Here is a 17,604-nt window from a genome sequence, read left to right on the forward strand (position 1 = left end):
ACAAAGGAGTAACCATGACAGAATTTAATTTCGATATTGACCAGATTGCCAATAATACGGTAGCTAAGGTGGATAAAACAACCCAAATCATCGAGACCAATACTGGCTCGGACAAGACCTTGACCTTCCTTGAAAAGTTGAGCCCTGAGCAGCAAGAAGGAATCAAGGCGCACGTGCCCCAGTTAGTAGACCAATTTGTCACCAATCAAAATGCTCTCTTAGATTTTGGACAATCTGCTGTAGAAGGTGTGAACAATACGGTCAATCGTATCTTGTCAGAACAAAAGAAATTGCAGATTCCCCAAGTGGATGATCTACTCAAGAACACCAACCGTGAGTTGCAAGGCTTTGTAGTTAAATACAAGAACGCTGAAATTGCTGAGTTAGAAGAGAAGCCAAACTTTTTGCAACGATTGTTTAACAAGAGCAAGAATACCCTACAAGAATTTTACTTTGATTCAAAAACAGTGGAGCAAAAGCTCGATGGCATGGCTGCCGCAGTGGTCAAGCAAGAAGATGTCTTAGCTCGAAATATCGTCTCTGCTGAGATGTTGATTGAGGACAATACCAAATCCATTGAAAATCTAGTGGGAGTGATTTCCTTTATCGAAGCTAGTCAGACAGAAGCTGGCAAGCGCGCTGCCGAACTGAAGGCCCAAGCTGACCAACTCGATACAAGTACGGTAGAATACCAAACCAAGTCACAAGAATTGGCCCGCATGGCAGAAGTGGTCAATACCCTCGAACAACAACATACTGAGTATGTCAGCCGTCTCTATGTTGCCTGGGCAACAACACCTCAGATGCGCAATCTTGTGAAGGTGTCATCTGATATGCGCCAAAAATTGGGCATGCTTCGTCGCAATACGATTCCAACAATGAAGCTTTCCATTGCCCAACTTGGTATTTTGCAACAATCAATGAAATCAGGTGTCGTGGCAGATGCCATTGTCAATGCCAATAATGCTGCCCTTCAGATGCTAGCTGAAACCAGCAAGGAAGTGATTCCGCAAATGGAGAGAATTGCCCAAAGCCCGACAGTTGCTGTTGAGTCTGTTACCAAGCTGGCTGAAAGTTTAGTAGCTCAAAACCAAGGTATCGTCGCAGCTATTGAATTGGGTCGTCAGAAACGTGCCCAACTAGAAACAACCATCGTCAAGTCCGCAGAAATGATCAACGATTCTGTCAAACTACGCGATGAGAAAATCGTCCAAGCCCTTCTAGACCAAGGCAAGGCCGCCCAGAAAGAAGTACAAGAATAATACACAAGTCCCTTGTAATGTAGATTTGCAGGGGATTTTGGATTCTTCTATATATTAGAGCCTCTAATTTATTTCACAAAAAATGTAGTCATTCGAATGATTTTTATTGCAATGTACTGAAATTAACAAAAAGAAAAAACGCTTGAATTAGCGTTTTTCTTCTGTATTGATTCGTATTGAATGCTTACTTAACTTCTGTAAACACAACGTGTTTGCGAAGTTTTGGTGAGTATTTCTTCAATTGAAGACGGTCTGGAGTGTTACGTTTGTTTTTAGAAGTAAGGTACAAGCGTTCACCAGATTCTTTGTGTTCAAGTGTAATATTTACGCGCATGGTATCTCCCTTCTATTATTCAGCTGATGCAGCTTTAGCGATTTTACGTCCTTTGTAGTATCCTTTAAGTGATACACGGTGAGAACGTGAGTAATCTCCAGTAGTTTCGTCAAAGTTTACAGATGGAGCTGTTACTTTGTAGTGTGTACGACGTTTGTTTTTCTTCGCTTTTGAAGTGCGACGTGCAGGTACTGCCATTTTGATTTCTCCTTTAGGTATTTATATTCGATTCAATCTACTGATTTTCATCAACCATACTAGGATAACACATTTTTTTTGTAAAGTAAAGTTACTTGACAAAAAAAGATGAAAAAATTAAAAGGTCATCAACCGGATTAATCTAAATTTTCTGAAAATTCAAGAATTTTCTTCTGTTCATTGCTTTTAAAATGTGCTATAATAGTAAAAACTGAAATGGGAGGGAACAAATGACTGAATTAGATAAGCGTCACCGCAGTAGCATTTATGATAGTATGGTTAAATCACCAAACCGTGCTATGCTTCGTGCGACTGGTATGACAGATAAGGACTTTGAAACACCGATTGTGGGAGTGATTTCGACTTGGGCGGAAAATACACCATGTAACATCCACTTGCATGATTTTGGGAAATTGGCTAAAGAGGGTGTCAAATCTGCAGGTGCTTGGCCTGTGCAGTTTGGAACTATTACTGTAGCGGACGGGATTGCTATGGGAACGCCTGGTATGCGTTTCTCTTTGACATCTCGTGATATCATTGCGGACTCTATCGAGGCGGCTATGGGTGGTCACAATGTGGATGCCTTTGTTGCTATCGGTGGTTGTGACAAGAACATGCCTGGTTCTATGATTGCCATTGCTAATATGGATATTCCAGCAATTTTCGCCTATGGTGGAACTATTGCACCGGGAAATCTTGATGGTAAAGATATTGACTTGGTTTCTGTTTTTGAGGGTATCGGAAAATGGAACCACGGTGACATGACAGCTGAGGACGTAAAACGTCTTGAATGTAATGCCTGCCCTGGTCCTGGTGGCTGTGGTGGTATGTACACAGCTAATACCATGGCGACTGCTATCGAAGTTCTCGGTATGAGTTTGCCAGGCTCTTCATCTCATCCAGCTGAATCAGCTGACAAGAAAGAAGATATCGAAGCAGCAGGACGTGCTGTTGTTAAGATGTTGGAACTAGGTCTTAAACCATCAGATATCTTGACTCGTGAAGCCTTTGAAGATGCTATCACTGTAACTATGGCTCTAGGTGGTTCTACAAACGCCACTCTTCACTTGCTTGCCATTGCCCATGCTGCCAATGTTGACTTGTCACTTGAGGACTTCAATACGATTCAAGAACGTGTGCCTCACTTGGCTGACTTGAAACCATCTGGTCAGTATGTCTTCCAAGATCTCTACGAAGTCGGTGGTGTGCCTGCGGTTATGAGATATCTCTTGGCAAATGGATTCCTTCACGGAGATCGTATCACATGTACTGGTAAGACTGTTGCTGAGAACTTAGCTGACTTTGCAGACCTCACTCCAGGTCAAAAAGTTATTATGCCACTTGAAAATCCAAAACGTGCGGATGGTCCGCTTATCATCTTGAACGGGAACCTTGCCCCTGACGGTGCGGTTGCCAAGGTATCAGGTGTGAAAGTGCGTCGTCACGTTGGACCAGCTAAGGTCTTTGACTCAGAAGAAGATGCTATTCAGGCCGTTCTGACAGATGAAATCGTTGATGGCGATGTAGTCGTTGTTCGTTTCGTTGGACCTAAGGGTGGTCCTGGTATGCCTGAGATGCTGTCACTTTCATCAATGATTGTTGGTAAAGGTCAAGGAGACAAGGTTGCCCTCTTGACAGATGGACGCTTCTCTGGTGGTACTTATGGTCTGGTTGTTGGACATATCGCTCCTGAAGCTCAGGATGGTGGACCAATTGCCTACCTTCGTACAGGCGATATCGTTACGGTTGACCAAGATACCAAAGAAATTTCCATGGCCGTATCCGAAGAAGAACTTGAAAAACGCAAGGCAGAAACAACCTTGCCACCACTCTATAGTCGTGGTGTCCTCGGTAAATATGCCCATATCGTATCATCTGCTTCACGCGGAGCCGTGACAGACTTCTGGAATATGGACAAGTCAGGTAAAAAGTAAATTCAAAAAGCAAGCCAACTTTGGCTTGCTTCTTTTCATCTTCAAAAGTAATTTACCTGCTTAACGAGGTGGCAGTCCAAGGGCAATGCGGCCGTAGCGACTGATTCGTGTAATCTTCCAGGCAGGCGACCAGGTAACTTCAACCTTGACATCTTCGATACCCTCGATTTGTTTCAGACCTGCCACGATTTCGATAGGCAGGCTTTCGGCGCAATCGCAGGCGGTGTCGGTGAAGGTCATGACAATTTTGCAGAGGCCTGTTTCGTCTAGATTGATCTCATAAATCAGCCCTAGATTGTAAACATCCAATTCCACATCTGTATCAAAAACCTTCTCTAGTTTTTCGATAATTTGGTCTTGCAAGGCCAAAGCCCGGTCATTGATTTTGATATCGTCTCTCATTACAGTCCCTCCACGTGATAAATATCCTCTATTTTCTCATAATTCTGACAATTTGGCAAGTTTTTGATGAATTTTCTGAAAAAATATGATAATATAAAGAAAACACTGAATCAAGGGGAAGCCTATGGAGCAGATTGGAAAAGTCTTTAGACAATTACGAGAGTCAAGAAATATCTCGCTGAGACAAGCAACTGGGGGACAATTTTCGCCGTCTATGTTATCTCGCTTTGAAACAGGTCAGAGTGAGCTTTCGGTGGAAAAGTTTCTATTTGCCCTAGAAAATATATCTGCCAGTGTAGAGGAAATCCTCTTTCTAGCGAGAGGTTTTCAGTATGATACAGATTCTGAGTTGAGAAAAGAAATCCTAGATGTCTTGGATCCAAAGAATATAGCACCTCTTGAAGACCTGTATCGCAAGGAGTACCAAAAGCATACCCATTCTCAAAACAAACAGAAACATATTCTAAATGCCATTATTATCAAGTCTTATATGAAGAGCATGTATGATACGGTAGAGTTAACGGCAGAGGAGGGGAAAGTCCTTCATGATTATTTGTTTTCTACCGAGATCTGGGGAATCTATGAACTCAATTTATTTTCAGTCAGTTCACCATTTCTATCTGTTTCTCTTTTCACTAGGTATGTTAGAGAGATGGTACGTAAATCTGATTTCCTAATGGAAATGTCTGGCAATCGAAACCTTTTTCACACTATACTATTGAATGGCTTTTTAGCCAGCATTGAGTGTGAAGAATTTACCAATGCCTCTTATTTTAAACGTGTTATCGAAGAGCGTTTCTACAATGAAAATGAAACCTATTTCCGAATTGTCTATTTGTGGGCGGAAGGTCTCCTTGATAGCAAGCAAGGCAGAGTCAAGGAAGGTCAGAAAAAGATGGAAGATGCTGTCCGTATTTTTGAGATGCTTGGCTGTAATAAATCTGCCGAATACTATAGAAATACGACCGATTGTTGAATATCTGCAAACTAAGAAAATCATTTGAAATTTTAAGCGATAGAATTGTTGACCTCTCTCGTGTCACTGGAGAAATTCTATCGTCTCTTTTTACTTATTTTTTTGTTGCATATATTCAAAAGTTTTTCCTCTAAAATTTCTAAGTGCTATACTATAGTCATACTTCACATAAAACTTCGAACAAGAAGGGAGATTACCTATGAAACTATTGTTTAGAAATCACGCTTATCGACTCTTGACTTTGTCACGCTTCTTCAATGCTTTTGGTGCTTCGATTTTCAACCTGGTCTTTATCGTCTATGCATCGACCTTGCCACAAGCCTCTTTTGCTGTTGCTATGGCGAATATTGTCATGATTGTTCCGACTCTCTTTACAGTTTTTGTAGGGATTCGGGCAGATTACACGAGGGCCAAGGTCAAATGGATGGTCTATAGCGGTTTGTTTCAGGCGGTTTTATTTTTTCTAGCAGCCCTAGTTGTTCAGCAAGCTAGTCTCTTTGCCTTTTCTAGCCTGTGTTTAATCAATGTCATTAGTGATGTCATCAGTGATTTTGCAGGTGGTTTGCGCATGCCTCTCATTAAGGAAAAAGTAGCTGAAGATGATTTGATGGAGGCTTACTCTTTTTCCCAGTTCATTACCTATATTTCAGCTATTGGTGGTCAAGCTTTTGGAGTCTGGCTCTTAGGGCTATCGGTCAACAATTTTTCCCTCGTTGCGGGAATCAATGCCTGTTTCTTCCTAGTATCAGCCGTCATCCTCTTTTTAGGAAAAAGCAAATTGAGCCTGTCAATTTCATCTCCTGATGGTGAATCACTAAAAAATGAGAAGCTTTCTATCAAAGACCAGTTCCTAACGATTTATCGGAATTTACGTCTCGTTTTTCTTAAAGGTGGACAGAAAAACTTTGGTTTTATGCTCTGTGCTGTCTTGCTTATCAATGCCTTGGGTGGCGCTTTAGGAAGCATCTATAACATCTTCTTTTTGAGCCATTCTCTTTTGGACTTTTCTTACACAGAGGCATTATTTATCAGTCAAGTCTGTGCTTTGTTAGCAATCATCATCAGTAGCCTTACGGGCAATGATTATTTTGGGAAGCAGTCCTTGCCTAGATTGATGATGTGGGTGACCGTAGGACTCAGTCTAGTTGGTCTAGCTAATTTATTCAATCAAGTCGTACTTGGTTTACTATTTCTCTGTTCAACTCTGTATGTGTCTGGTAAAGTTCAACCAAAGATTAGTGCCATGCTCCTGAAAAATCTAGCTCCAGAGGTTCTAGCTCGTACCAGTAATTTTTTAGGTTTATTATTTACCTTATCCATACCTGTGGGAACAGCCTGTTTTTCACTTGTAGCCGTATGGAATATACAGTTGACTTGGATGCTATTTGTTGGTCTTTCCTTGCTGGCTATTTTTTTGACAATTCTTAATCTCAAAAATGATATCTAAATCCTAATTTTATTCTTACTGTTTTAATCCCTCTATTTGTGGTAAAATAAGACTATTAAGTTTAAAGAGGATTCCCTATGAAATTACAAAAACCAAAAGGAACGCAGGATATTTTACCTGCTGAGTCTGTCAAATGGCAGTATGTTGAGGGCTTTGCCCGTGAGATTTTCAAGCGCTATAACTACGCAGAAGTGCGCACGCCTATTTTTGAGCACTACGAGGTTATCAGTCGCTCTGTCGGAGATACGACCGATATCGTAACCAAGGAAATGTACGATTTCTATGACAAGGGCGACCGTCATATCACCCTCCGTCCAGAAGGAACTGCGCCCGTTGTCCGTTCTTATGTGGAAAATAAACTCTTTGCCCCAGAAGTGCAAAAGCCAAGTAAGTTCTACTACATGGGCCCTATGTTCCGCTATGAGCGTCCACAGGCAGGGCGTTTGCGCCAGTTCCACCAGATTGGGGTTGAGTGTTTTGGTTCTAGCAATCCAGCTACCGATGTGGAAACCATCGCTATGGCAGCCCATTTCTTGAAAGAAATTGGCATCCAAGGTGTCAAATTGCACCTCAACACTCTTGGAAATCCTGAGAGTCGTGCGACTTACCGTCAAGCCTTAATTGACTATTTGACACCGCTCAAGGAGACCTTGTCTAAGGATAGCCAGCGTCGCTTGGAGGAAAATCCTCTTCGTGTCTTGGACTCTAAGGAGAAAGAAGACAAGGTAGCAGTCGAGAATGCGCCGTCTATCTTAGACTTCCTTGATGAAGAAAGCCAAGCTCATTTTGATGCTGTGCGTCAGATGTTGGAGAATCTTGGAGTAGACTATATCATCGATACCAATATGGTGCGTGGTCTGGACTACTACAACCACACCATTTTCGAGTTCATCACTGAGATTGAGGGCAATGACCTGACAGTCTGTGCGGGTGGTCGTTACGATGGTTTGGTTTCTTATTTTGGAGGCCCTGAAACTGCTGGATTTGGTTTTGGGCTTGGTGTAGAGCGCCTGCTTCTCATTCTTGAAAAGCAAGGTGTGACCCTCCCTATCGAAAACGCCCTAGATGTCTATATCGCAGTCTTGGGTCAAGGAGCAAATGTCAAAGCCCTAGAACTAGTCCAGGCTCTTCGCCAACAAGGTTTCAAAGCAGAGCGTGATTATCTCAACCGTAAGCTCAAAGCTCAGTTCAAGTCAGCCGATGTCTTTGCGGCCAAGACCCTCATCACCCTAGGAGAGAGCGAAGTTGAAAGCGGACAAGTAACGGTCAAGAACAATCAAACCCGAGAAGAAGTGCAAGTGTCACTTGAGACAATCAGCCAAAACTTCTCAGAAATCTTTGAAAAACTAGGCTTTTAATAGCAGATAAACTGGTCAGGAATCTATTCCTGACCTTTTTCTTTTGCAAAATGACAAAAATCATAAACTTTTTGACAAATATGATTGTCAAAAAGAAAAAGATGTGTTACAATAAATTCAAGTTAAGAAATAGGAAGCAGAAAGGAGCTATGATGTGGGCATTAGGATTTGTACCTCTTGTGATTATGTATTATATCTACCATTCCCAAAAGGTCAAGAAACTGGAGAATAAAATCAAAAGAATTGAGCAAAAACAGAAAGGAAATATAGAAATGTCAAGAATTTTAAAAGAATTGATTGGGAAAAAACCAACAATCGTTGGACAAGTGTTTGGAACAGACAACTGGGAAGTTGTGGATGTTGATGAGGAATGGGTCAAGCTACGCCGTGTTGATAAAAAGGGAAAAGAAAAATTCAAGTTGCAACGTATTGAGGATATCCAAACCGTTGAATTTGACGGAGAGTAGGTGTGTAACATGCAACTAAAAAATCGTCTAAAAGAGCTGCGGGCTCGCGATGGCCTCAATCAAACCGAACTAGCCAAGCTAGCAGAGGTTTCTAGACAGACCATTAGCCTATTAGAACGGGACGAATACACCCCGTCCGTTGTGATTGCCTTGAAAATATCTCAGATTTTCAACGAAACAGTCGAATCGGTATTTCGCTTGGAGGAGGACGAGTGATGAACAAGTATAAAGTGATTTATTATGTAGTTGCCATAGCTCTATTAGTCAGCGTATTTCTACTGATTGGGATGGACCTAGGCTGGTTTAGTCCCTATCAAAGTAACAAATTTGTTTGGGCCTATTTTGCCCTCATACCAGTAATTGAATGGATTGAAAAGAAATCAAAAAATCTAGCAAGTGAAAAAGGAGAATGAATATGAAAAAGAAAAAGAAACGTGTATTGTTATTTTTAATGGCTTTTATCTTGGGAGGCTTCTTGGGCATGTTTGCAGGGATGTTTCAGACCTATACCGAAAAACACGGAACCATTTTAGATGTCAAAACCGTGATTCCATGGATATCATCTATTTGCTTACTGTTAGGTTTCATTAGTATGTTTTTGACGTTCAATTTCTTAAAGAAAAGTAGAAAATTTCACTCCTTGTATCAAGAGGAAATGGACGATGATCTGAATGAAAGCTATTATGTACAAATGTATCGTAATCTCGAGTTTGGAACTATTGCTTTTAATAGTGCAGGCGTAGTGATTTTATTAGCTCTTTTCATCTCAGGTAGTGAAGTAGTTGTACTAAATATTAGCTATATAACCTTATCTCTTTCTTTTTTGGCATTAGTGATGATTTTCAGTGCTCAAAAATATCTATATAAAACCATTGCAATCGTTCGTCAGTTTGATTTGGAGTTTTTCTCAACTTCCAAGGATGTCTTAGAGTACGTAAATTCTTATGATGAAGGGGAGCGTCAGGCTAATTTGGAACAGAGTTTTCGAATTTTATTCCAATTAAATCAGTATGTCTTGCCGGGTCTCTACTTTTTGATCGATCTCTTTTCCTTACTGACAGGAGAGATTCAGTTACTAGCCTTTTTGCTTGTAGGAGCAATCCATATTTATATCAATGTGATGCAGTTACCTATGGTAAAACGTTATTTCAAATAAAGGAGTTTCTATGATTCGTGTTGAAAATGTAAGCAAAAGTTTTGGGAGCAAAAAAGCTCTTCACCAGATTTCTTTTGAGATTAAGGAGGGTGAAATCTTTGGTTTTCTTGGCCCTTCTGGCTCAGGTAAAACAACCATGATCAACGTCTTAACAGGTCAGTTGGCTGCAGATCAAGGTAACACAATTTTGTTAGGCAAGAATTCTCAAGATTTAACTTCAAATGATTTGGAACAAATCGGTATAGTTAGTGATGGCAGTGGTTTTTATGAAAAGATGAGTCTTTACAAAAATCTGCTCATTTACGCTAAGTTATATGGTCTCAAGTCAGATAGAGTAAATCAGGTGCTCCAACAGGTTGGATTGGCAGATGCTAAAGATATTATCGCAGAAAAATTATCTACAGGAATGAAACAACGAATGTTCTTGGCTCGTGCCCTTCTTAATGCTCCTAAGATTCTCTTTCTAGATGAGCCAACCAGTGGATTAGACCCTACAACATCTAAGATGATTCATACCCTACTTCAAGAATTAAAGCAGGCGGGGACAACTATCTTTCTGACCACGCATGATATGAATGAAGCAACTCTGCTTTGTGATCGCTTATCTCTTTTGAATAAGGGGAACTTAATAGAGTATGGAAGTCCGCAAGATATTATCCAGAAGTACCATGTGGATAAGAAAGTACGTGTGGTTTATAACGATGGACGAGAACAGATAGTTCCATTTGAAGAATTGCCACATTTAGACACGACAGATTTGATGGTGGTTCACTCTTGTGAGCCGACTTTAGAAGAGATCTTTATCAGATTGACAGGAGAAAAGTTAGATGTTTAGAAAATTAAATGCCCTACTATGGTTAAGATTACAAGTCCTTATTAGCAATTCATCTTTGTTGGCGACTCTATTGTTGCCTTTTGGACTGACTATTTTATATAATGAATTTTTAAATAAGAATGGACAATTGAGCCTATTTTTTCTATCTGCTAGCTTGACGATGGTCTTGAGCATGGGAAGTGGTTATATGGTATCGATTATGATGGCAGAAGATAAGGAAAAACGAAATCTTAAATCACTCCTCCTAAGTGGTGTGACAGCAACAGAATATACTTTCAGTATGCTCGTTCTCCCTATTCTGATAATGTTACTTGCTATGATTGTGCTTCCCATCTATCTTAAAGTAGATCTATCAGGTTATTTATTTGCCTACGTTATCTATTTGCTCCTAGCAACTATTAGTATTATTTTTCTCAACCTTCTAATCGGTGCGGTATCAGATACTCAGTCTAAAGCGCAAGTCTATAGTATCTTCCCTATGTTAATTGTCTCTTTTTTACCTATGATTGCTTCTCAAAATGATACGGTTCAAAAAGTGTTGGATTACTCGTTCGTTGGTCCTATTGTAAATCTTTTAAATAAAAAAGGTGGAGAAATATCTTTTTCTAACATCGGTATGTTACTTGCTTGGGTGGTTGTGTTAGGAATAGCGAACCTCCTTGTATTGAAAAACAGCTATAAAGCAAGATAGGAGATTTATATGAAACTACTTAAAAACCTTGGCTGGTTTTTTCTAGCTGTTCTATCCTTTTACTTTATCTATGGTATGGTTCAGAGCATGGCTCTGTCAGCTCTTGGACTAGGGGCTTCAATCTTTGGAGTCTTACCACTTTATATCGCCCTGTCAGGAGCCTATGTTTATGGAGTTTACAGATGGTATCAGACAGAAAAGGTTAGCATCCAGACAACAGCTTTTAATCGTCATATCTGGTTGCCTACTCTGGTTTTGCTAGTGGCTATTACAGCCCAGTTCTTTTTACCAGAAGATCCGTCGGTCAGTCAACAAATCGTATCTCAACTGACAGTGGAACAGCCTGCATTTGGTTTCTTTATGGTGGTGGTCTTTGCTCCTTTGACGGAAGAACTTATCTTTAGAGGGATGTTGGCACGCTATCTCTTTCCTAAGCAGGACAAGAGCAAACAGGTTCTGTTTCTTTTGGTATCTAGTGTTCTGTTTGCCTTGATTCATTTCCCAGGTGATGTGCAACAATTTTTAGTTTATGCTAGTCTTGGTTTTAGCTTGGGCTTGGCTTATATTAGCAGAAAAGGTCTGGTCTACAGTATTTCTCTCCACGCTTTGAATAATTTAGTCAGCTTTTTGATGATTCTCATGCTATAATAGAGTCAGGAGGTCACATGAAACGAGTAATTTTATTAGCAGTGATTCAAGCAGTCGTTCTATTTTTCATCATTGGAGCGCTAGCTTATGCCTTTAAGGGCGATTTCTTCTACAACTATCTAGCAGTTGTCTTTGCCCCTATTGCAGGTGTCTTGCGCTTTGGGACAGCTTATACAACAGAAATTGTCTTGCCTCGAAAGGCAGCTGAAATTGCTGAAAAACGTAAAGCAGGCAAAAATTCAAAATAAAAGAGTCCGGTGAACTTCATCGGATTTTTGTATGGGCGTCAATTTTTAGAGTCTTCACTTGATTTTTAAAGACTGGCAAACTTTTCTGATGATTTTCATGAAGAGCCTGCGCTTTTATGGTAAAATAGTAACAGAATAAAAGAGGAGAGAAAACATGAAACGTAGTATGTATGCTGGTCGTGTTCGTGAGGAACACATCGGACAAGAAATGACTTTGAAAGGATGGGTTGGTCGTCGTCGTGACCTTGGTGGTTTGATTTTTATCGATCTTCGTGACCGTGAAGGAATCATGCAGTTGGTTATCAATCCTGAAAAAGTTTCTGCTGAGGTTATGGCAACAGCTGAAAGCCTTCGTAGTGAATTTGTTATCGAGGTGACTGGTCAGGTCGCTGCGCGTGAGCAAGCCAATGATAAGTTGCCAACTGGTGCGGTTGAGTTAAACGTGACAGCTCTGACAGTGCTTAATACAGCTAAAACAACCCCATTTGAGATTAAGGATGGCATTGAGGCTAATGACGATACACGTTTACGTTACCGTTACCTTGACCTTCGTCGTCCAGAGATGCTGGAAAACCTCAAACTTCGTGCTAAAGTGACCCACTCTATTCGCAATTACTTGGATGAGTTGGAGTTTATCGACGTGGAGACACCATTCCTTTCTAAGTCAACTCCTGAAGGGGCGCGTGACTATTTGGTGCCGTCTCGTGTTAATAAAGGGCATTTTTACGCTCTTCCTCAAAGTCCACAAATCACGAAACAGCTCTTGATGAATGCTGGTTTTGACCGTTACTACCAAATCGTTAAATGTTTCCGTGACGAGGACTTGCGTGGTGACCGCCAGCCTGAGTTTACTCAGGTCGACTTGGAAACGTCTTTCCTTACTGAGCAAGAAATCCAAGATATCACAGAAGGCTTGATTGCGCGCGTCATGAAAGAAACCAAAGGTATCGAAGTGACGCTGCCATTCCCTCGTATGAAATACGATGACGCTATGGCTCTTTACGGTTCTGATAAACCTGACACTCGTTTTGACATGTTGCTTCAGGACTTGACAGAAGTGGTCAAAGGTGTTGACTTTAAAGTCTTTTCAGAAGCACCTGCTGTAAAAGCAATTGTAGTCAAAGGCGCTGCGGACAACTATTCACGTAAAGACATCGACAAGATGACTGAAGTAGCCAAACAATATGGTGCCAAAGGTCTTGCTTGGGTCAAGGTTGTTGATGGAGAATTAAACGGACCAGTTGCTAAGTTCTTGACGGACATCCAAGCAGAATTGACAACAGTGCTTGCTCTTGAAGATAAGGACCTCGTTCTCTTTGTGGCGGATACGCTTGAAGTGGCCAATGCAACTCTTGGTGCCCTTCGTGGACGTATTGCCAAAGAGCTTGGCTTGATTGATAACGATAAATTCAACTTCCTTTGGGTGGTTGACTGGCCAATGTTTGAATGGTCTGAAGAAGAAGGTCGTTACATGAGCGCCCACCATCCGTTCACCCTTCCACAGGAAGAGACGGCTCACGAATTAGAAGGTGATTTGGCTAAGGTTCGTGCCATTGCTTACGATATCGTCTTGAACGGTTATGAGCTTGGTGGTGGTAGCCTTCGTATCAATCAAAAAGACCTTCAAGAACGCATGTTCAAGGCTCTTGGTTTCTCAGCTGAAGAAGCAAATGACCAGTTTGGCTTCCTTCTTGAAGCCATGGACTATGGTTTCCCACCACATGGTGGTTTGGCTATCGGGCTTGACCGATTTGTTATGTTGCTTGCTGGAGAAGAAAATATCCGTGAAGTCATTGCCTTTCCTAAGAACAACAAGGCAAGTGACCCAATGACACAAGCTCCTTCAACAGTAGCTCTCAAACAACTAGAGGAACTCAGCTTACAAATAGAAGAAGATGAAACAAGCAAAACGAATTAAGCGGTGGCGCTATTATCTGCGCCGCTTTGCTCATCAGATAAAAATTTTACGTGTCTTACAAAGCATCTCTCGGGAAAAATATGATGAGAAGATTTCGGCTTCTCTGGTCTATGGTTTTTTATCAGCAGTGGCGGTTAATTTCTTTTTCCAACCGGGGCATGTGTATTCGAGTGGTGCGACAGGTCTGGCACAGATTATCTCTGCCTTGAGTAATCACTGGTTTGGTTTTCATATTCCGATTTCGCTAACCTTCTACGCTATTAATTTTCCTTTGATGGTCTTGGCTTGGTATCAGATTGGCCATAAGTTCACCGTCTTTACCTTTATCACGGTATCCATGAGTTCCTTCTTTATCCAGTTTGTCCCTGTGGCGACCTTGACGGAGGATCCCATTATCAATGCCCTTTTTGGGGGTGTTGTCATGGGCTTGGGGATTGGTTTTGCTCTTCGCAACAATATCTCCAGTGGAGGTACAGATATTGTCAGCCTGACCATCCGCAAGAAAACGGGTAAGAATGTTGGTAGTATTTCTTTCTTGGTCAATGGGACTATCATGCTGATAGCTGGTTTGACCTTTGGTTGGAAATACGCTCTCTACTCTATGATTACCATCTTTGTCTCTAGCCGTGTGACAGACGCTGTCTTTACCAAGCAAAAACGAATGCAGGCCATGATTGTGACCAATCATCCAGAGAAGGTTATTGAAAAAATACATAAAAAATTGCACCGCGGAGCAACCATGATCCACGATGCAGAAGGAACCTATAATCACGAAAGAAAGGCAGTTTTAATCACTGTCATTACACGTGCAGAGTTTAATGAATTTAAACAGATTATGAAACAGGTGGATCCAAGCGCCTTTGTCTCTGTATCTGAGAATGTCCATATTTTGGGACGATTCGTTGAAACAGATAATTAGTAATCAAAAAAACCAGCGCGAGCTGGTTTTTATTTTTCGATAATTTTGTGGGCAATTAACTGGCGATAACAAATTTGTTTGTTGTTTTTAGCATCATTGATGATCTGGAGAATAGTTTCAAAGGAAACACGACCAAGCTCCAAACTATTGATATCGACATAGGCCGCCAAGTTGAGCTTGGGATTGACTGAGTCGAAGCTGAGGACAGGGACATCCAGTTGGTGTTTTGCGATGTAATCACAGACCCCTGCAGCAAGGAGACTATCAATGGTAATAATAGCGTCAATATTTGGATCGTGTTTGAAGAGAAGTCTACTAAAGCGATAACCATTATCTTCAAGAAATTCAGTAGCAAAGTAAGTCAGATTAGTATCGAGAGGAAGTTGGTATTGTTTGAGAGCTAGCTCGTAACCTGTCAGACGGTCTTGTGTTACGAAGAGTCGCTTAGTACCTCCGATAAAGGCAATTCGCTTGCATCCTTTTTTGATGAAATACTCTGTCGCATCAAAACCAGCTTGGACATTGTCATTATCGACAAGTGGAATGAAGGGAGATAGAGATTTACCTAAGATAAGGAAAGGAAATTGCTCGTCTGCTACTAACTTAACCAAAGGGTCCTCTTCTTGGGCATAGAGGAAAATCAAACCGTCTACACGCTTACCATAGACCATCTGAGAAATAGCTTTAAGACGCTCTTTGGCATCTTTACCTGTCGCAATCTGAATGGCGTAGTGGTTTTCAGAGGCGACTTGGGCGATACCCCGGAGGACAGATGGGAAGAAAGGATTTTGATAGAAGGCATCTGAGTCGTCAGGAAGGACCAAGCCAATAACTTGGGTATAACTGCTTACCAAGCTACGAGCGTTGAGGTTGGGGTGGTAATTGAGCTCCTTCATAGCCTTACGAACACGTTTTTTTGTTTCGTCGCTAATGGTTGATTTGTTTTGAATAACACGGGTTACGGTTGAAGGCGAAACACCAGCAGCCTTGGCCACGTCTTTAATCGTAACGGGCATAAAAATCTCCTATTTATGGTAATCTGGATCACGGAAATGCGTTTTATAAAAGATAGTGACCAGATACAGAACAAAAAGAATGTTTTGTACAGTAATGAGAGTTGTCATATTTTGGCCAAAGAGTCCCAAAATAAGCGTAATTAGAGTAGGTAATCCTAAACAGTTCAAGATAAAATGGTAGCACTCTTTAAAGGTCCTAAATGAAAAGAGGCGTGATTTCTTAGTGATATAAAGGAGAAGACTAGCTCCTAGAGAGACAATGAAGAAATTCAAACCAAAGAGGAAGCTCGCACCGAGAACCAGAAAGAGACTGATATAGACACGATTTTGCTGGTACCAGTCTTTAGAAATAGCTTGGGTCAAGCTGTCTTTACTTTTGAAACTCTCAGTCTCAATCGCCCGGTAAGAGATACGGGTCAATTCCTTGCTTTCCTTGCTGATGACGAGCTCATTCGTATCGAAATGCAGTTGCAAGTCCTTAGGTAATTCCTTGCTTTGACTTGGACCGATCACAATAGAAGGCTCTTGACTAGCTGTTCCAGTATAAGTTAATTTGCCATCAACAATTGTAGCGTGTTCAGAGAGATCCTGTACAACCTTATCTGTCAATGGTTCATAGACATTATCGATAAAGGTTTCTAGCGGATAAGTCTCCTGCGAGCTGTTTTGGATGGCAATAGGTACCATAGATAAGCTGATAAGGAAGATACTGGTAAAGAGAAGTTGGAACCAGTTGAGTCCGAAACGTTTGGACAGGGGCTTACGAAATCCCCAAATACTTGAAAAATAGGAAAATGGATATGGAAGCATAGGTATCTTTCTAAAAGGTGTTTTCTATATGAGTATTATATAGAGAAATGTGCTTTATTTCAAGTCTAGGAGATAAATTGCTTGCTACAAGGATATTTTTACAGTAACAAGTTTTAAAATGAAAAAGGGTGGCGGGGATATATTATCCCTTGTCGCCACCACTTGTAAGTCCTGAAACAAAGTTCTTTTGTAGGAAGAAGAAGAGAATACAGATTGGAAGGGCGATGAGGATAGCGCCTGCTGAGAAGTAGGCAATCTTCAAGTTCTTCGCATTGCTAACGAAGGTTTGGAGACCTACGGCAACAGTAAAGTATTCTTTCTCACGAAGCAAGAAACTAGAGAGGATGTAGTCCCCGAAAGGTCCCATGAAGGCCCAGAGAGCTTGTACGGCAACCATTGGGCGAACCAGTGGAAGAACAATTTGCCAGAAGCGGCGGAAGTGTCCTGCACCGTCTAGTTTTGCAGATTCATCTAAAGACATTGGCACTGTATCGAAGTAACCTTTCATGAGCCAAGCATTCATCGGGATACCACCACCAACGTAGAGGAAGATGAGGAACCAGCTGTGGTTAAGGGCGTTCAACATAAGTGCCATAACGAAGAAGGCTGTCAAAGCGGCCATGGTTGGCACCATTTGGATAATCAAGAAGAAGACCAAACTTTGTTTACGAGCCAAGAAGTTGTAACGGCTGTAAGCATAACCAGCAAGTACGATAATACTTGTTTGAACAGCCATAGTAATTAAGGCGATAATCAAAGTGTTGAGATACCAAGTACCGTATAGGGTTTCAGTAAAGAGTCCTTTAAAGTTATCAAAATTGAAGTCGATGTTAGTATCGAGTTTAAAGGCCGCGACGTTACCTGCTTTAAAGGCTGACATGATGGTAATCAACAGTGGATAGATAATCACGATTGATAGGCCAATTAAGTAGAGGTAAGTAAGGGTTTGAGTCAGTCTACGTTTGAGTTTAATTGAGTTATTCAT

At 41.1% G+C, this 17,604-nt stretch carries 21 protein-coding genes; 15 read left to right on the forward strand and 6 right to left on the reverse strand.

Features of this window, described 5'->3' with window-relative positions:
• Positions 1–14 precede the first annotated feature (14 nt).
• Positions 15–1,262, forward strand: coding sequence for a toxic anion resistance protein (locus KB197_RS00450; protein WP_000134328.1), 1,248 nt, complete (start codon positions 15–17; stop codon positions 1,260–1,262).
• Positions 1,263–1,446: 184 nt separating this feature from the next.
• Here the strand turns inward: KB197_RS00450 and rpmG are convergent, their stop codons facing one another.
• Both rpmG and rpmF read right to left on the reverse strand, forming a co-directional pair.
• The gene (gene rpmG / locus KB197_RS00455; RefSeq protein ID WP_001265622.1) at positions 1,447–1,596 is read right to left on the reverse strand and encodes a 50S ribosomal protein L33; all 150 of its coding nucleotides are present in this window, start codon (positions 1,594–1,596) and stop codon (positions 1,447–1,449) included.
• 15 nt (positions 1,597–1,611) lie between these two features.
• Complete coding sequence (gene rpmF / locus KB197_RS00460) at positions 1,612–1,794, reverse strand: 50S ribosomal protein L32 (RefSeq protein ID WP_000290417.1); 183 nt, start codon at positions 1,792–1,794, stop codon at positions 1,612–1,614.
• A gap of 230 nt (positions 1,795–2,024) precedes the next feature.
• Here rpmF and ilvD point away from each other — a divergent pair, with 230 nt between their 5' ends.
• Positions 2,025–3,728 (forward strand): dihydroxy-acid dehydratase, encoded by a 1,704-nt coding sequence (gene ilvD / locus KB197_RS00465; protein ID WP_000137346.1) that lies wholly within the window; start codon positions 2,025–2,027, stop codon positions 3,726–3,728.
• A 60-nt stretch (positions 3,729–3,788) separates the two neighbouring features.
• Here ilvD and KB197_RS00470 read toward each other — a convergent pair whose 3' ends face one another.
• The gene (locus KB197_RS00470) at positions 3,789–4,130 is read right to left on the reverse strand and encodes a metal-sulfur cluster assembly factor (protein WP_001204052.1); all 342 of its coding nucleotides are present in this window, start codon (positions 4,128–4,130) and stop codon (positions 3,789–3,791) included.
• Between the two features lie 124 nt (positions 4,131–4,254).
• On the opposite strand from KB197_RS00470, the gene KB197_RS00475 reads away from it, so the two are divergent.
• The 13 genes from KB197_RS00475 to KB197_RS00535 all read left to right on the forward strand — a co-directional run bounded on the left by KB197_RS00475 (position 4,255) and on the right by KB197_RS00535 (position 14,793).
• Positions 4,255–5,106 carry a helix-turn-helix domain-containing protein gene (locus KB197_RS00475; RefSeq protein ID WP_064275805.1) on the forward strand — a complete coding sequence of 284 codons (852 nt, stop codon included), beginning with the start codon at positions 4,255–4,257 and terminating at the stop codon, positions 5,104–5,106.
• Positions 5,107–5,305: 199 nt separating this feature from the next.
• Positions 5,306–6,553 (forward strand): transporter, encoded by a 1,248-nt coding sequence (locus KB197_RS00480; RefSeq protein ID WP_212573788.1) that lies wholly within the window; start codon positions 5,306–5,308, stop codon positions 6,551–6,553.
• 77 nt (positions 6,554–6,630) lie between these two features.
• Positions 6,631–7,911, forward strand: coding sequence for a histidine--tRNA ligase (gene hisS / locus KB197_RS00485; protein ID WP_212573787.1), 1,281 nt, complete (start codon positions 6,631–6,633; stop codon positions 7,909–7,911).
• On the forward strand, positions 7,911–8,378 hold the full coding sequence (locus tag KB197_RS00490; RefSeq protein WP_212573794.1) for a hypothetical protein: 468 nt from the start codon (positions 7,911–7,913) through the stop codon (positions 8,376–8,378). Before hisS ends, KB197_RS00490 begins: the two co-directional genes overlap by 1 nt.
• Positions 8,379–8,387: 9 nt before the next feature.
• A complete protein-coding gene (locus tag KB197_RS00495) occupies positions 8,388–8,594 on the forward strand; it encodes a helix-turn-helix transcriptional regulator (RefSeq protein WP_001176233.1) in 207 nt (68 codons plus the stop codon).
• On the forward strand, positions 8,594–8,791 hold the full coding sequence (locus KB197_RS00500) for a hypothetical protein (protein WP_185755636.1): 198 nt from the start codon (positions 8,594–8,596) through the stop codon (positions 8,789–8,791). Before KB197_RS00495 ends, KB197_RS00500 begins: the two co-directional genes overlap by 1 nt.
• A gap of 2 nt (positions 8,792–8,793) precedes the next feature.
• Complete coding sequence (locus KB197_RS00505; protein ID WP_212573786.1) at positions 8,794–9,534, forward strand: DUF3169 family protein; 741 nt, start codon at positions 8,794–8,796, stop codon at positions 9,532–9,534.
• Positions 9,535–9,544: 10 nt separating this feature from the next.
• The gene (locus KB197_RS00510) at positions 9,545–10,369 is read left to right on the forward strand and encodes an ABC transporter ATP-binding protein (protein ID WP_212573785.1); all 825 of its coding nucleotides are present in this window, start codon (positions 9,545–9,547) and stop codon (positions 10,367–10,369) included.
• Positions 10,362–11,060: an ABC transporter permease gene (locus tag KB197_RS00515; RefSeq protein WP_212573784.1), complete on the forward strand. Its 699-nt coding sequence runs from the start codon at positions 10,362–10,364 to the stop codon at positions 11,058–11,060. Before KB197_RS00510 ends, KB197_RS00515 begins: the two co-directional genes overlap by 8 nt.
• Before the next feature lie 9 nt (positions 11,061–11,069).
• Positions 11,070–11,708, forward strand: coding sequence for a CPBP family intramembrane glutamic endopeptidase (locus KB197_RS00520; RefSeq protein WP_064275810.1), 639 nt, complete (start codon positions 11,070–11,072; stop codon positions 11,706–11,708).
• A 17-nt stretch (positions 11,709–11,725) separates the two neighbouring features.
• Complete coding sequence (locus tag KB197_RS00525) at positions 11,726–11,956, forward strand: hypothetical protein (RefSeq protein ID WP_000832184.1); 231 nt, start codon at positions 11,726–11,728, stop codon at positions 11,954–11,956.
• Positions 11,957–12,110: 154 nt separating this feature from the next.
• Complete coding sequence (gene aspS, locus KB197_RS00530; RefSeq protein ID WP_212573783.1) at positions 12,111–13,874, forward strand: aspartate--tRNA ligase; 1,764 nt, start codon at positions 12,111–12,113, stop codon at positions 13,872–13,874.
• Positions 13,852–14,793: a YitT family protein gene (locus tag KB197_RS00535; protein ID WP_000806280.1), complete on the forward strand. Its 942-nt coding sequence runs from the start codon at positions 13,852–13,854 to the stop codon at positions 14,791–14,793. The genes aspS and KB197_RS00535 overlap by 23 nt, the downstream gene beginning before the upstream one ends.
• A gap of 29 nt (positions 14,794–14,822) precedes the next feature.
• On the opposite strand, the gene KB197_RS00540 is transcribed toward KB197_RS00535, so the two are convergent.
• The 3 genes from KB197_RS00540 to KB197_RS00550 all read right to left on the reverse strand — a co-directional run bounded on the left by KB197_RS00540 (position 14,823) and on the right by KB197_RS00550 (position 17,604).
• A complete protein-coding gene (locus KB197_RS00540; RefSeq protein ID WP_212573782.1) occupies positions 14,823–15,809 on the reverse strand; it encodes a LacI family DNA-binding transcriptional regulator in 987 nt (328 codons plus the stop codon).
• 9 nt (positions 15,810–15,818) lie between these two features.
• Positions 15,819–16,619 carry a DUF1189 domain-containing protein gene (locus KB197_RS00545; RefSeq protein ID WP_033687469.1) on the reverse strand — a complete coding sequence of 267 codons (801 nt, stop codon included), beginning with the start codon at positions 16,617–16,619 and terminating at the stop codon, positions 15,819–15,821.
• 142 nt (positions 16,620–16,761) lie between these two features.
• A complete protein-coding gene (locus tag KB197_RS00550; RefSeq protein ID WP_020902368.1) occupies positions 16,762–17,604 on the reverse strand; it encodes a sugar ABC transporter permease in 843 nt (280 codons plus the stop codon).

The organism is Streptococcus sp. 11-4097 (genome assembly GCF_018215285.2).
Classification (GTDB): Bacteria; Bacillota; Bacilli; order Lactobacillales; family Streptococcaceae; genus Streptococcus.